Origin of the sequence: Ectopseudomonas composti (genome assembly GCF_900115475.1) — a bacterium.
GTDB classification, from domain to species: domain Bacteria; phylum Pseudomonadota; class Gammaproteobacteria; order Pseudomonadales; family Pseudomonadaceae; genus Aquipseudomonas; species Aquipseudomonas composti.
Genome location: NZ_FOWP01000020.1, coordinates 1 through 13413 on the forward strand (window position 1 = coordinate 1; position 13413 = coordinate 13413).

The following is a 13413-nucleotide window of genomic DNA, read 5'->3' on the forward strand; positions in this document are numbered from 1 at the left end:
GAAGGGGATTTGGGCGTCGTCTGTAAGATCGCGGTGAAAGAGCAAAAGCCAGACGCTACCGACTTTGATCTGCTGAAGATTTCGCAAGCTCGCGATTAGGTCCCCTTCAGGAGGCCGAGCAGAGGTGTTGCGTAGGGGAGTGAGCCGCATGGATGCGGCGAAAGGCTTAAAGGGCCAGGGATGGCCCTTGTAAGCCGGCCCCCGGAGCAGCGCCGGCGCGAGGGAAGTTTCGCGTAGCGAAACCCGGATGTCGGGGTGCCCTTCTTTGGCACACCTTTCTTGGGCAAGCAAGAAAGGTGTGGCGCCCGTAAGGGGCGCAACCCAAACGCTCAGTGGACTCGGTAATGGATAGTGCTAAGCCAGTAAGCGATACACACACAAACTTGCCAGTCCCGTATCAAACGTATCTCCCCACGAAAACCTTTTTTATTCGGCCCGGCGTGCGCCTACCAATGCGATCAGAGCTCGGACTTGAGCGTGTCGAACGCTTCCTTGAGATAACTGGCCACGGGTTTGGGCTGGCCCGACTGCTCCTGCCAGGTCTGGATCGCCAAACGCATGGCCCCCAGTGACGCCATGGCCACCACACGCAGCGTCATGCGCCGCTCGGGTTGACGCCAGACCTCGCAGAGCGTGGCGAACAGCTGTTTCTCCTGCTCGGCGTAATACGCCTGCTTGCGCGCCAGCAGCGACTCGCTGGAGCGCATCAAGCGGTCGATGGCTGCCATCTGCTCGGTGGTATAGCGGGAAATATGACTCACCAATACATCGCGCACGGCGTCCAACGGCGCGAGATCCGGCGACACCTGCAGCAACTCGCGATGAATGCCAGCCCAGCCGGCCTCCTGCCAGGACAGGATGACGTCATCCTTCGACTTGAAATAGGAAAAGAAGGTACGCCGCGAGATACCCGCCTCGGCGGCAATTGCATCGAGCGTGGTGCTTTCGTAACCATTTGTGAGAAACAACTGCAGCCCGACTTCGGCGATACGCTGCCGAGTGGCGCGGCGCTTGCGCTCTCGCAGGCCTTCGGCAGGTGCATGGCCCTCGGGAGGGAGAGATTCGGACATTCCAATAGCCTATTGCGATAACTGCACTCAGTGCACTAATGTTTGCACTCAGTGCAATTATTTATGCACTCAGATTAGCGCTCCATTCTGAGGCAAGGCAACGATCATGGCCAACTGGACAACTTCCGATATCCCTTTCCTGCACGGTCGCACCGCCGTTATCACCGGCACCGGTGGGCTCGGCTTCGAAGACGCAAAAGCCCTGGCCGTGGCGGGAGCGCGGGTGATACTCGCCGGACGCAATTCCTCGCGCGGAACGGCAGCCGTCGAACAGATACGCCAAGCCACGCCAGGCGCTGACGTCTGCTTCGAGCAGTTGGACCTGGCCAGCCTCGACTCCATCGAGGCTTTCGCCAAACGCCTTAGCGAGTCCGACGGCCACATCGACCTGCTGATCAACAACGCCGGGGTGATGACGCCACCGCAGCGCCAAGAGACAGCCGACGGTTTCGAACTGCAGCTCGGCACCAATCACCTCGGCCATTTCGCCCTGACCGCGCAGCTATTGCCGCTGCTGCGCAAGGGCGACCAGCCGCGCGTCGTCAGCCTCTCGAGCATCGCTGCCAGGCAAGGCGCCATCGACCTGAGCGATCTGCAATCCACCCGCCGCTACAAGCCGATGGTCGCCTACAGCCAATCCAAACTGGCCTGCCTGATGTTCGCCCTGGAGCTGCAGCGCCGTAGCGATGTAGCGGGCTGGGGCATCCGCAGCATCGCCGCGCACCCAGGGATTTCCCGCACCGAACTGCTGCCCAATGGCGCCGGCAAGTGGAGCGCGGCCGGCAGTGCCCGACGTCTGCTCTGGTTCCTGTTCCAACCAGCTGCTCAGGGCGCGCTGCCGACGCTTTTCGCCGCGACCGCAGCGCAAGCTCAGGGCGGCGCCTATTACGGTCCGAACAGAATGAGCGAAACCCGCGGTTATCCCACCCTCGCCAGAACACCTCTGCAGGCGACGGATCTGGGCATGGCCAGACGGTTATGGAACGAGTCCGAGCGCCTGGTCGGCCTGAGCTATCCCGCCGCTCCCTTGCGGGCCAACAAGCCCTATCAGCTCTTTCCATAGCAGCCATTTCGATCATTCGCCCGCCGCAGCCAGGAATCCCGTACACGATGAACTCGACGCTAGAATACCCAGCCAGCAACGATGACCTTGTCGACTCCGCAGTCGCTGACTGCGTTGCCCAGCCACAGCGTAAAGGCTGGAGGATGTTGGCCAGCGCGTTGCTGGCCACGCTGGCCGTCTCGCAGGCAGCCACGGCCAACGCAATCGAAGAAGATGAACCAGCCTACGAGATCACTGATTTCGACTGGGTCGATCAATCCCGCTCGCGCGCTGTTCCAGTACGTCTTTACTGGCCGGCCAACGTACAGCCAGGTGCCAGCGTACCGCTGGTGGTGTTCTCCCATGGCATTGGCGGCTCACGTAAAGGCTACAGCTACCTCGGCAAGCACTGGTCGAGCCATGGCGTCGCCAGCCTGCACGTGCAGCACGTCGGCAGTGATTCCACACTGTGGCGAGGTAACCCGTTCGGCGTGGTAGAGCGCCTGCACGATGCAGCCCAGGAAAGCGAAGCGATGGCCCGCGCCAGCGATGTGAGCTTCGCCCTCGACCAGATGCTTTCCGATGCGACAGGGAAGATGGGCGTTGCGATCGACCCACGACGCATCGTAATCGCTGGGCACTCCTACGGCGCCAACACGGCGCTGCTCACGGCAGGGGCACAAGTGGTCAGGGACGGCCAGGTCATCAGCTACCGCGATCCTCGCTTTGCCGCCGCAGTGATCATCTCGGCCCCGCCGTTCTATGGCGAGAGCAACCTGACAGCGGTGCTCGGCCAGGTTTCGGTACCGACCCTGCATGTGACTGCCACCGATGACGTGATTCAGATCCCGGGCTATCGCTCTGGCGCGGATGACCGGCTGGCAATCTACGACGCGGTGGCCAACCCGACCAAGCTGCTGGCGGTATTTCGCGATGGCTCCCACAGCATCTTCACCGATCGCTCGCTCACCGGAGGGCCTTCGCTCAACGCCAAGACCAAAGCAGCCACGGCCGATCTGAGCCTGGCCTTTCTCGATCTGGTATTTCGCGGCGATGGCGCGGCACTGACGCAGTGGCAAAACGACTGGCAACCCATCCTCGCTCAGGCTCGGGGCATGGACACCGCATCAGTCACAAGCCGGCAACACGCCGTCAGTAACTGATACCTCGCCGCTCAGATCAACCCCGCCAGCAACTGCGCGCAATCCTGCGCATGCAGGTCAGTCAGTTCCGGCCAGGGGTTATCCGGCAGGTTGACCAGCACGCCGCGCGCGCCTGCGACTTGGGCGCACTCCAGATCGAAGCGATAGTCACCGACCATCACCAGTTCGTGCGGTGCCACGCTCCAGCGCTCGGCCAGGTGCAGCAGGCCGCCCGGATGTGGCTTGGGTGGTGCCTCGTCGCGACCGAGAATATCGGCCGTGGCGAAGCAGTCATCCAGGCCGATGGCCTGCAGCGTCAGCAAAGCCAGCTCATGCGCATTGCGGGTGAGGATACCAAGCTGGCAGCCACGCTCGCTCAGCGTCCGCACCAGTTCGATAGCGCCCGGCGCAGGGCGCGAGGCCACTGCCAGCTCGCGTTCATGTTCGAGCAACCAGGCATGCTTGGCCGCCGCCTCATCTGCCGGCAACGCCGCCAGGTGATGGAGGATGTCGCCTTCCTCCGGAATGCCCAACGCCCGCTTGATGGCAGGAAAATCATGCACCGCCAGGGTCAGGGTGCCGTCCATATCGAACACCCAGTGGCGGGCGTCGCGCAACGCCTTCATTTCCAGTCCTCACGCACACGCGTCAAGCCTTCCTGAGCGGCCGAAGCCACCAGCTCGCCCTGACGGTTGTAGATGCTGGCGCGAGAAAAACCACGGGCGTTGCCGGCCCAGGGGCTGTCCATGGCGTACAGCAGCCAGTCGTCCATGCGCAGATCCCGATGGAACCACAGCGAATGGTCGAGGCTGGCCACCTGCATGAACTTCTGGAATACCGACACGCCGTGAGGCTGCATCGAGGTGGTCAGCAGGTTGAAATCACTGGCGTAAGCCAGCAGGTACTTGTGTAACTGCGGGTCATCCGGCAGCTCGCCGGCGGCTCGGAACCACACGTACTTGACCGGCTCGCAAGGTTGCGGGGCGAAGGGGTTGATCAGGGTGACCGGGCGAATCTCGATCGGTTTGTCGCTGATCGCGCGCTCACGCATACGCTCGGGAATCATCGGTGCGACCATGCGCGCCAGCTCGGTTTCCGACTTCAGGTCCTCGGGACCGGGTACGTCCGGCATCTGGCTCTGATGGTGAAAACCTTCTTCGTCGTACTGGAACGACGCGCTGCAGAAGAAGATCGGCTTGCCCTTCTGCACCGCCACTACGCGGCGGGTGCTGAAGCTGCCGCCATCTCGGGTGCGCTCGACCTGATAGACCACCGGCAGGCTGGCGTCGCCCGGGCGCAGGAAGTAGCCATGCATGGAGTGCACATGGCGCGCCTCTTCGACCGTCTGGCTGGCGGCGGAAATGCACTGGCCAAGCACCTGGCCGCCGAACAGCTGGCGAAAACCGAGATCCTGGCTGCGGCCACGGAACAGGTTTTCCTCGATCTGTTCCAGGCTCAGCAGCGCCACCAGATCGTCGAGTACCTGGGTCATGGAATCTCTCCTTATGCAGGGGTTGGTAATCGCAGTTGGGAATAGGCCGGCAGAGACGTCAGACGTTCGTCCCATACGGCGCGGCCAAGGGTGAAATGGTAAAGACTTTGCCAGCCGCTGTCGGCATCTCCGAGCAATTCCCGCAAAGCGTCGTCGAAATAGCAGCCGATGCCGGTGCCAGAAAGCCCCGCCGCTTCGGCCTCTAGATACAGCAACTGGCCGATCTGGCCACATTCCCAGTAGAGCCTGGGATAACACCAATTGCCATTGGCAACAGCGCGCTCCACCCGCGCCAGCATGGCCAAGGCAACGCAGCCATCAGCAGCAATGTCCTGACCGCAACTGAGAAATCCCGCCAAGCTGCGGGCATCGCCTTCGAGCAGACGGTACAGCGGCAGGTCGTCGTCCACTCGCTGCCACAGGTAGTCTTCGCGCAGTGGCTGCATACCGCTGCTCGTGCGATCCAGCCAGTACAGGCCAGGCGCTAGCCCCTGCACACGATGGACGAACAGCAGCAGGTCGATCTCGCTCGGCTCACCGGTCACGGCGAAGGGCACCGGTGACTGCTGCGGCATCAGGCGATGCAGCCAGGCCAGCAGCAGTTCAGCATGGATGCCACTGCGACCGTCCATGGCCTGTGCGCTGCGTCGGCGATGCAGGATCGGTCTGAGCGGCAGGCCAGGGTTGTCGGCTCGCACGCTGGCGGTATCCAGACTCCATGTAGTGCGAGGGCGTGCTGGCGCACTGCACAGGCCGTGCACTCGCTGCAGCTCGGGCCAGTGGCGATAGTCACGTGACAGGCGATTGGGTGTGCCGGCCCGCTGCAACTGCTCCAGCCCCGCCAGCAGGGCCTCGGACAGCGCAAACTCCATCGTCTGCGCCGGACCGATCCACAGCAAACAGTCGCCGTGTTCCGCCTCATGAAAGCACTCATCATCCAGCCCCAGCAGGCCGTCCAGGCGTGCTTCGGCCACGCCCCGCAGCATGCGTACTTGCCAGCCCTGCACGCCGGCGGCGATGGCCAGCGCCGCCAGAGCGTGCCCCAGGTCGTGCTGGCAATAGCGGTAGGCGCGCTCGCCGTACTTCCAGGCCTCGCGCCAGGCGATGCTGCTCAGACCGAGGAGAAAACCGCCGTGTGGCAGGCAGTCGGCAAGCTGCCGGCCGAGCGGTCGCGACAGCTCGCTACGCACCTCCAGGGCATGGACATCCGGCGCGTAATGGGCCAGCACGCCGTCATCCTCGACAGCGCCAGGCGGCAACAACAGATAGGCTTCGGTCGGGTGCAGATTGCCGGATGACGGGTTGACCCGCAGCGCCCAGCGACTGCCGCCAGCCTCCTTCCAGGCGGAAATGGCCAGGCTGTCGTACAGCAGTTGCGAGAGGCTGGCGCGACTCAGTGGTGCGGGCGTTGTCTGCGCCCCGGCGAAAGCCGCGTCGTACGCAGGCCCCTCTTCCAGCGGGCGGTGGTACAGCTCGATCAACCGGGCGCCCTCGTAGCGGCGAAACGGCGCCGGCTGAGTCGCCCAATCCAACTGCCCCGGCCCCGACGCGAAACGCTCGGGCGCGTGTTTGCTGAGCTGGTGATAGGCGAGTACGTCGGTCATCACTGCGCCTCCCATTGCTCGCGGCGGATGCGATAGAGCACATGCGGTTGCAGTGGATGGCCGTCCGGCAAACGCGGGTGGAGGAAGTCGGCGCTTTCGTCACGCTGCATACCGATGCTGCGCATCACTGCCTGCGACGGCAGATTGGCCGGTACGGTGAAGCTCAACACCTCATCCAAGCCAAGCTGCTCGAAGGCCACGGCCAATGAAGCGCGCGCCGCCTCGCTGGCATAGCCCTGACGCCAATGGGCCCGTGCCAGACGCCAGCCGATTTCCACGGCCGGCACGAACGGCGCCTCGAAGCCGACGTGAGCCAGGCCCGTGACACCGATCACCTCGCCCGTTTCGCGCCGTTCCAGCGCCCAGAAGCCAAAACCATGCTGATCAAAATGCGCACGGATGCGCGCCAGCAGTTGCGCGCTCTGCTCGGCGTCCATCGGCGCAGGGAAATGACGCATCACCTCGACGTCGGCATTGAGCGCGATCAGCGCCGGCAGGTCACTGTCGCGCCAGGCACGCAGCAAGAGGCGCTCGGTGCAGGTTTCGATCAGGGGCATGGCGATTGTCTCTGCTGGCTGCGACCATAGGCCGTCGATTCGATGAGTATTTATTGTATGCCGCTACCGCTGGTCTACCACGAGGATTACAGCCCGCCCTTCCCGGCTGGGCATCGTTTTCCCATGGAGAAATTCCGCCTGCTGCGCGATCACCTGGTCGACAGCGGCCTGACCACCGATGCCGAGCTGCAACGTCCAGAACTGTGCCCGGCAGAGATTCTCGCCCTGGTTCACTGCCCGGACTACATCGCCCGCTACATGGCCGGCGAGCTTTCCTATGCGGATCAACGCCGCCTCGGTCTGCCCTGGAGCGATGCCCTGGCAAAGCGTACGGTGCGCGCCGTCGGCGGCTCGTTACTGACCGCCGAACTGGCGCTGCGTCATGGTCTGGCCTGCCACCTGGCCGGCGGCACGCACCATGCGCACTACGATTTCCCGTCCGGTTTCTGCATCTTCAACGACCTGGCGGTGATCGCCCGCTACCTGCTCGAAGCTGGCCGCGTGCACCGTGTGCTGATTTTCGACTGCGATGTGCATCAGGGCGACGGCACCGCTAGGCTGCTGGCCAATGTGCCGGATGCCGTCACCGTGTCGCTGCATTGCGAGCAGAACTTCCCGGCGCGCAAGGCGCAGAGCGACTGGGACATCCCCCTGCCACGCGGCATGGGCGACGCCGATTACCTGAAGGTGGTGGACGACACCCTGGGCTATCTGTTGGCGCTCTACCAGCCGGACCTGGTGCTCTACGACGCCGGCGTCGACGTGCACAAGGACGACGCCCTGGGCTACCTGCAACTCACCGACACCGGCCTGGCCGCGCGCGACGAAGCCGTGCTGCAGCACTGCCTGGGCCGCGACATTCCGGTACTGGGGGTGATCGGCGGCGGCTACTCGAAAGATCATGCAGCCCTCGCCCGCCGCCACGGCATCCTCCATCACAGTGCGGCAAAGGTCTGGGCCGCGCGTGGCCTGGGTTGACGAGCACGCCTGACAGACCCTAGGCATAATCGCGTTTCGCCCCCTTTAAGGAAGCAGCGTCATGGACGATTCATTCGAGCTGAACAAGGCCAACTGGAACGAACGCGCCGCCCTGCATGCGGCCTCACCCGACTATCAGGTGCGGCAGTTCATCGAGTCCGCCGAACACCTGTCCGACGTGGTGCGCTTCGATCTGCCTCGCCTCGGTGATATCAGAGGGCTGGACGCGCTGCATCTGCAATGCCATATCGGCACCGACACCCTGTCGCTGGCCCGCCTGGGCGCGCGACTCACCGGCCTGGACTTCTCCTGCGCCTCGCTGGAGCAGGCGCGCCGCCTGGCTGCGGCCTGCCAGCAGCGCATCCAGTTCGTCGAAGCCTCGGTCTACGATGCGGCACAGGCGCTCGGCGAGCAGCGCTACGACCTGGTCTACACGAGCATCGGCGCCCTCAACTGGCTGCCGCGCATCGATGACTGGGCACGCAATGTCGCGGCATTGCTCAAGCCTGGTGGGCGGCTCTTTTTGCGCGAGGCACATCCCGTTCTGCTGAGCCTGGACGAATCCTGCGAGGATGAATTGCGCATCGCTCATTCGTACTTCGAAAACCGCGAGCCGCTGGTCTGGGACGATGAGCAGACCTACGTGCAAACCGAGGCGACGCTCACCGCTAGCGTTACCCACGAATGGAATCACGGCCTGGGTGAGATCATCTCGGCCTTGCTGCGTCACGGCATGACGCTCACCGCGCTGCAAGAGCACGACTGCCTGCCCTGGGAAGCCCTGCCTGGACAGATGCAGTTGGGAACAGACGGCGAATGGCGCCTGTTTACACGGCCCGAGCGCCTACCGCTGAGCTACACGCTGCAGGCCGTGAAGAATCGCTGACGAACCGAGCCCTGCTCAGCCGGCCAGCACCTTGTCCAAGGCCTGCTCCAGGGTTGCCACGGTACGCTCGATGTTGCCCAGCTTGTCCAGCCCGAACAGGCCGAGGCGGAAGGTCTGGAAGTCCGCCGGTTCGTCGCATTGCAGCGGCACGCCGGCGGCGATTTGCAAGCCGATGGCGGCGAACTTGGCGCCGGTCTTGATTTGCCCATCGTCGGTGTAGCAGACCACCACACCCGGCGCTTCGAAGCCCTTGGCCGCGACGCTCTTGAAACCGCGCGCCGCCAGCAGTGCGCGTACCCGGTCGCCGAGTTCCTGTTGTTGCTCACGCACGCGATCAAAACCGAGAGCCTTGGCCTCCAGCATGGCATCGCGAAAGCGCGCCAGGGCGTCGCTGGGCATGGTGGCGTGGTAGGCGTGGCCGCCCTGCTCGTAGGCCTGCATGATCTGCAGCCACTTCTTCAGGTCGCAGGCGAAGCTGCTGCTCTGGGTCGCTTCGACGCGCGCCTGGGCCGCTTCGCTCAGCATCACCAGGGCGCAGCACGGCGAGGCGCTCCAGCCCTTCTGCGGCGCGCTGATCAGCACGTCGATGCCACAGGCCTGCATATCCACCCAGAGGGTGCCGGAGGCGATGCAATCAAGCACGAACAGGCCACCGACCGCATGCACCGCGTCGCTCACCGCGCGCAGGTAGTCATCCGGCAAGATCATCCCCGAGGAGGTTTCCACGTGCGGGGCGAACACCACCTGCGGCTTCTGCTCAGCGATGGTGGCCAGCACTTCGTCCAGCGGCGCCGGGGCGAAGGCAGCCTGCGGGCCTTCGGCCACCGGGCGCGCCTTGAGTACCAAGGCCTCGGCAGGAATCCGGCCCATCTCGAAAATCTGCGTCCAGCGGTAGCTGAACCAACCGTTGCGGATCACCAGGCACTTCTGGTCGGTCGCCAGTTGCCGTGCCACGGCCTCCATACCATAGGTGCCGCTACCCGGCACTACCGCCACGGCATGGGCGTTGTAGACCTGCTTGAGGGTGGCGGAGATATCGCGCATCACGCCCTGGAACGACTGCGACATGTGGTTCAGCGAGCGGTCAGTATAGACCACCGAATATTCGATCAGGCCATCGGGATCGATGTCGGGGCAGATATGGGACATGACGGGCTCCAGCCAAAAAGGTTCGAGCAGAACCTGCCCTAACCCCGGGCAAATGACAAGGCCAGGGAGCACTCGGGTAGAATGCGCAGCCTTCTCTAAACAACCCTGCCGCCATGACCATAGCCAGCCAGCCCACCGCTCATCACGTCGCCATCATCGGCGGCGGCCCTGCCGGGTTGATGGCGGCCGAAGTGCTGGCGCAAGGCGGTGTGTGCGTAGAGCTGTTCGATGGCATGCCTTCGGTAGGGCGCAAGTTCCTCCTGGCCGGTGTTGGCGGTATGAACATCACCCATTCCGAGCCCAAGGACGCGTTTATCGGCCGTTACGGCGAGCGCCAGGGCGAAGTCGCGGCGCTGCTGCGCGAGTTCGATGCAGGCGCCCTGCGCGCCTGGATCCACGGCCTGGGCATCGACACCTTCGTCGGCACTTCCGGCCGTGTATTCCCCAGCGACATGAAGGCCGCGCCGCTGCTGCGCGCCTGGCTGCGCCGGCTGCGCGAACTGGGCGTAGTGATCCACACACGCAGCCGCTGGCTGGGCTGGAATGCGGATGGCAGCCTGCGTATCGCTGGCCCGGAAGGCGAACGTGCACTCGCCGCCGATGCCTGCCTGCTGGCACTGGGTGGCGGCAGTTGGGCGAGGTTGGGTTCCGACGGCGCCTGGGTGCCTCTGCTGCAGGCGCGCGGCATCGAAGTGACAACACTGAAGCCGAGCAACTGCGGTTTCGAGGTCGCCGGCTGGAGCGATCACCTCAAGGAAAAGTTCGCTGGCGCGCCACTGAAGAACGTCGCCCTGAGCCTGCCTGGCCAACCCGCCCGCATCGGCGAATTCGTACTGACTGCGGGCGGTATCGAAGGCAGCCTGGTGTATGCCTTTTCCGCCGACATCCGCCGCGCCATCGAGGCCGACGGCAAAGCCGTGATCAGCCTCGACCTGTTGCCGCAAATGCCGCTGGCCAAGCTGCAGCAGGCGCTGGCCAAGCCACGCGGCAAGCATTCGATGGCCAAGCACCTGCACCGCCAGGCCGGGCTGGACGGAGTGAAGGCCGCCCTGCTGCGCGAACTGGCACCGCCTGAGGCCTTTATCGAACCGACCGCACTGGCGCCCTGGATCAAGGCGCTGCCAATTACCCTGCTGCGTACCCGGCCGCTGGACGAGGCGATCAGCAGTGCTGGCGGCGTGCCCTTCGATGCACTGGATGACGGCTTGATGCTCAAGGCACTGCCCGGCGTGTTCTGCGCAGGAGAAATGCTCGATTGGGAAGCGCCCACCGGCGGCTACCTGCTCACCGCCTGCTTCGCCAGCGGACGAATGGCGGCACAGGGAGTACTGAACTGGCTGCGGTAGCGATCTACACAAAGAGGGCTCTTCGGTAGGGTGCGCCGTGCGCACCGAAACCGCAGGCAGCACCGGATAACGTGGCGAAGCTGGTGCGCGCAGCGCACCCTACGCCTGAAAAACCTGAAACCGCTGTGACGCCGCTTTGCATGCAGCTATGCTCACTCTCAGCGCTCCCCACACAGGTAACCTCTCGCCGTGATCCCTCTGCTGGTCTGCGACGACTCCAATATGGCGCGCAAGCAACTGATCCGCGCCCTGCCGGCTGAGTGGCCGGTTTCCCTCAGTCAGGCCACCAATGGCGAGGAAGCGCTGACAGCGATCCGCCAGGGCCTCGGCCAGGTCATGCTGCTCGACCTGACCATGCCGGTGCTCGATGGCTACCAGACCCTGGCCGCCTTGCGCGCCGAAGGGCTCAGCAGCCAGGTCATCGTGGTGTCCGGCGACGTGCAGGAAGAAGCCGTGCGCCGTGTGCGTGAACTCGGCGCGCTGGCATTCATCAAGAAACCTGCCGACCCCGAGATTCTGCGCCAGACCCTGATAGAACTGGGCCTGTTCAACCCACAGGGCACACCAGCAGCGCAGGCCCAGGCGGCGGCATTGTCGGACCTGAAAGTCAGTTTCCGCGATGCCCTGCGCGAAGTGAGCAACGTCGCCATGGGCCGCGCCGCTGCGCTGCTGGCCAAGGTGCTGGGTGTGTTCGTACAGCTACCAGTGCCGCAGGTGAACATCTTCGAGGTCAGCGAACTGCACATGACCCTGCTCGATGCCCAACGCGGCGAGCGCTTCAGTGCCATCTGCCAAGGCTTCATTGGCGAGGCCATCGCTGGCGAGGCCCTGCTGCTGTTCCATGACTCGGAAGTGGATGACATGGCGCGCCTGCTCGGCTGGCAGCCCAAGAACGAAGCGGAAAACTCGGAGATGCTACTGGACCTGGCCAGTATCCTCATCGGCGCGTGCCTGGCCGGCGTCGCCGAGCAACTCGACCTGCGCTTCTCCCAGGGCCACCCGCAGTTGCTCGGTCAGCATGCCAGCCTCGATCAGCTCATCCAGATCAACCGTCAGCGCTGGCGCAAGACCCTGGCCGTGGAGATCAGCTACAGCCTAGAAGGCCACGCCATCCATTTCGACCTGCTGCTGTTGTTCACCGAAGACTCGATCAAGCGCCTGACCGCCAAGATCGGCTACCTGATGGAGTAAGACGATGCCCGCGCAGATCGATATCAAGGAAGTCCACTGGCTGCTCGACATCGTGCAATGCATCGATGTCGGCGTGGTGGTGCTCGACCGCCAGTACCGCGTCGAGGTATGGAACGCCTTCATGGAGAACCACTCCGGGCTGGGCCCGGATCAGGTACAGGGCCGCTCGCTGTTCGAGCTGTTCCCCGACATCGACCGCCCCTGGCTGGAGCGCAAGGTGGAGAGCGTGGTGCAACTCGGCACTCGCGCTTTCAGCCTGTGGCAGCAGCGCCCCTATATGATGCGTTTCAAGAGTTACCAACCGATCACCGGCCAGGCCGACTTCATGTACCAGAACGTCACCCTGCTGCCACTGGCCGGCCAGCCGGTGGAGCATGTATGCCTGGTGATCTACGACATGACGGCCGCCGCAGTGGCCGCGCCAACGACTCAATGATGACGCCGTAGCCCGGATGCAATCCGGGGCCTGTAGTCGATGCGCGCGGATTGCATCCGGGCTACGGCTCTGACGAAAAAGGGATTTACATGCTGCGTAGCGTTGAACTGAAAACCTTCGTCCCGGCACGGGACTTCGCCCTGAGCAAGGACTTCTACCAGGCGATGGGCTTCAAGCGTGGCTGGGGCGACGACCAACTGACCTACTTCAGCCACGGCGAACACTGCGCCTTCCTGCTGCAGAACTTCTACGTGAAGGAACAGGCAGAGAATTTCGTCATGCACCTGCTGGTGGAGGAAGTCGATACCTGGTGGCAGCAGATTCAGGCGGCAAGCCTGGAAGAGCGTTTCGGCACGCGGCTGATACCACCGCAAGACCAGCCCTGGGGTATCCGCGAGTTCATCGTGTTCGACCCTAGCGGCGTGCTGTGGCGCATCGGCCAGAACATCTGAGCATCATTGGCGGACAAGCTTCGCGTTGTCCGCCCTACGGCCGCTGTGGTAGCGGTACAGGCGAACAG

14 protein-coding genes are annotated in these 13413 nt (G+C 64.0%); 8 read left to right on the forward strand and 6 right to left on the reverse strand.

Going from position 1 to position 13413, the window contains the following annotated elements; genetic code table 11:
- Positions 1 to 458 precede the first annotated feature (458 nt).
- The gene (locus tag BM059_RS24100; RefSeq protein ID WP_074941629.1) at positions 459 to 1070 is read right to left on the reverse strand and encodes a TetR/AcrR family transcriptional regulator; all 612 of its coding nucleotides are present in this window, start codon (positions 1068 to 1070) and stop codon (positions 459 to 461) included.
- Positions 1071 to 1176: 106 nt separating this feature from the next.
- Between BM059_RS24100 and BM059_RS24105 the strand changes: the two genes are divergently transcribed.
- Positions 1177 to 2133, forward strand: a complete 957-nt coding sequence (locus tag BM059_RS24105) for an SDR family oxidoreductase (protein WP_074941630.1) — start codon at positions 1177 to 1179, stop codon at positions 2131 to 2133.
- Positions 2134 to 2180: 47 nt separating this feature from the next.
- Positions 2181 to 3275, forward strand: coding sequence for an alpha/beta hydrolase family protein (locus tag BM059_RS24110; protein ID WP_074941631.1), 1095 nt, complete (start codon positions 2181 to 2183; stop codon positions 3273 to 3275).
- A gap of 11 nt (positions 3276 to 3286) precedes the next feature.
- Here BM059_RS24110 and BM059_RS24115 read toward each other — a convergent pair whose 3' ends face one another.
- The 4 genes from BM059_RS24115 to BM059_RS24130 are packed head-to-tail and all read right to left on the reverse strand — an operon-like array spanning position 3287 to position 6907.
- Positions 3287 to 3880: an HAD family hydrolase gene (locus BM059_RS24115; protein WP_074941632.1), complete on the reverse strand. Its 594-nt coding sequence runs from the start codon at positions 3878 to 3880 to the stop codon at positions 3287 to 3289.
- Positions 3877 to 4746: an acyl-CoA thioesterase II gene (gene tesB / locus BM059_RS24120; protein WP_074941633.1), complete on the reverse strand. Its 870-nt coding sequence runs from the start codon at positions 4744 to 4746 to the stop codon at positions 3877 to 3879. Before tesB ends, BM059_RS24115 begins: the two co-directional genes overlap by 4 nt.
- Positions 4747 to 4757: 11 nt before the next feature.
- Positions 4758 to 6350: a SagB/ThcOx family dehydrogenase gene (locus tag BM059_RS24125; RefSeq protein WP_074941634.1), complete on the reverse strand. Its 1593-nt coding sequence runs from the start codon at positions 6348 to 6350 to the stop codon at positions 4758 to 4760.
- Positions 6350 to 6907 (reverse strand): GNAT family N-acetyltransferase, encoded by a 558-nt coding sequence (locus BM059_RS24130; RefSeq protein WP_074941635.1) that lies wholly within the window; start codon positions 6905 to 6907, stop codon positions 6350 to 6352. The genes BM059_RS24125 and BM059_RS24130 overlap by 1 nt, the downstream gene beginning before the upstream one ends.
- Positions 6908 to 6964: 57 nt before the next feature.
- Here BM059_RS24130 and BM059_RS24135 point away from each other — a divergent pair, with 57 nt between their 5' ends.
- Positions 6965 to 7885 carry a histone deacetylase family protein gene (locus tag BM059_RS24135; protein WP_074941636.1) on the forward strand — a complete coding sequence of 307 codons (921 nt, stop codon included), beginning with the start codon at positions 6965 to 6967 and terminating at the stop codon, positions 7883 to 7885.
- Between the two features lie 61 nt (positions 7886 to 7946).
- Complete coding sequence (locus BM059_RS24140; RefSeq protein ID WP_074941637.1) at positions 7947 to 8771, forward strand: class I SAM-dependent methyltransferase; 825 nt, start codon at positions 7947 to 7949, stop codon at positions 8769 to 8771.
- A 15-nt stretch (positions 8772 to 8786) separates the two neighbouring features.
- Here the strand turns inward: BM059_RS24140 and BM059_RS24145 are convergent, their stop codons facing one another.
- Positions 8787 to 9920: an aminotransferase class V-fold PLP-dependent enzyme gene (locus BM059_RS24145; RefSeq protein ID WP_074941638.1), complete on the reverse strand. Its 1134-nt coding sequence runs from the start codon at positions 9918 to 9920 to the stop codon at positions 8787 to 8789.
- A gap of 113 nt (positions 9921 to 10033) precedes the next feature.
- Here BM059_RS24145 and BM059_RS24150 point away from each other — a divergent pair, with 113 nt between their 5' ends.
- From BM059_RS24150 to BM059_RS24165, 4 genes are all read left to right on the forward strand, one after another.
- Positions 10034 to 11266, forward strand: a complete 1233-nt coding sequence (locus tag BM059_RS24150; RefSeq protein WP_074941639.1) for a TIGR03862 family flavoprotein — start codon at positions 10034 to 10036, stop codon at positions 11264 to 11266.
- Between the two features lie 189 nt (positions 11267 to 11455).
- Positions 11456 to 12457 (forward strand): response regulator, encoded by a 1002-nt coding sequence (locus BM059_RS24155; protein WP_074941640.1) that lies wholly within the window; start codon positions 11456 to 11458, stop codon positions 12455 to 12457.
- 4 nt (positions 12458 to 12461) lie between these two features.
- Positions 12462 to 12893 carry a PAS domain-containing protein gene (locus BM059_RS24160; protein ID WP_074941641.1) on the forward strand — a complete coding sequence of 144 codons (432 nt, stop codon included), beginning with the start codon at positions 12462 to 12464 and terminating at the stop codon, positions 12891 to 12893.
- A gap of 89 nt (positions 12894 to 12982) precedes the next feature.
- Positions 12983 to 13345: a VOC family protein gene (locus BM059_RS24165; protein ID WP_074941642.1), complete on the forward strand. Its 363-nt coding sequence runs from the start codon at positions 12983 to 12985 to the stop codon at positions 13343 to 13345.
- Positions 13346 to 13413: the final 68 nt, after the last annotated feature.

What these genes read in the sequence shown, in the direction of transcription:
- BM059_RS24115 (WP_074941632.1), bottom strand. Translation starts at nt 3,880, where the DNA reads ATGAAGGCGTTGCGCGACGCCCGCCACTGGGTGTTCGATATGGACGGC.
- BM059_RS24165 (WP_074941642.1), top strand. Translation starts at nt 12,983, where the DNA reads ATGCTGCGTAGCGTTGAACTGAAAACCTTCGTCCCGGCACGGGACTTC.
- BM059_RS24105 (WP_074941630.1), top strand. Translation starts at nt 1,177, where the DNA reads ATGGCCAACTGGACAACTTCCGATATCCCTTTCCTGCACGGTCGCACC.
- BM059_RS24150 (WP_074941639.1), top strand. Translation starts at nt 10,034, where the DNA reads ATGACCATAGCCAGCCAGCCCACCGCTCATCACGTCGCCATCATCGGC.
- BM059_RS24135 (WP_074941636.1), top strand. Translation starts at nt 6,965, where the DNA reads ATGCCGCTACCGCTGGTCTACCACGAGGATTACAGCCCGCCCTTCCCG.
- BM059_RS24145 (WP_074941638.1), bottom strand. Translation starts at nt 9,920, where the DNA reads ATGTCCCATATCTGCCCCGACATCGATCCCGATGGCCTGATCGAATAT.
- BM059_RS24130 (WP_074941635.1), bottom strand. Translation starts at nt 6,907, where the DNA reads ATGCCCCTGATCGAAACCTGCACCGAGCGCCTCTTGCTGCGTGCCTGG.
- BM059_RS24140 (WP_074941637.1), top strand. Translation starts at nt 7,947, where the DNA reads ATGGACGATTCATTCGAGCTGAACAAGGCCAACTGGAACGAACGCGCC.
- BM059_RS24100 (WP_074941629.1), bottom strand. Translation starts at nt 1,070, where the DNA reads ATGTCCGAATCTCTCCCTCCCGAGGGCCATGCACCTGCCGAAGGCCTG.
- BM059_RS24125 (WP_074941634.1), bottom strand. Translation starts at nt 6,350, where the DNA reads ATGACCGACGTACTCGCCTATCACCAGCTCAGCAAACACGCGCCCGAG.
- BM059_RS24110 (WP_074941631.1), top strand. Translation starts at nt 2,181, where the DNA reads ATGAACTCGACGCTAGAATACCCAGCCAGCAACGATGACCTTGTCGAC.
- tesB (WP_074941633.1), bottom strand. Translation starts at nt 4,746, where the DNA reads ATGACCCAGGTACTCGACGATCTGGTGGCGCTGCTGAGCCTGGAACAG.
- BM059_RS24160 (WP_074941641.1), top strand. Translation starts at nt 12,462, where the DNA reads ATGCCCGCGCAGATCGATATCAAGGAAGTCCACTGGCTGCTCGACATC.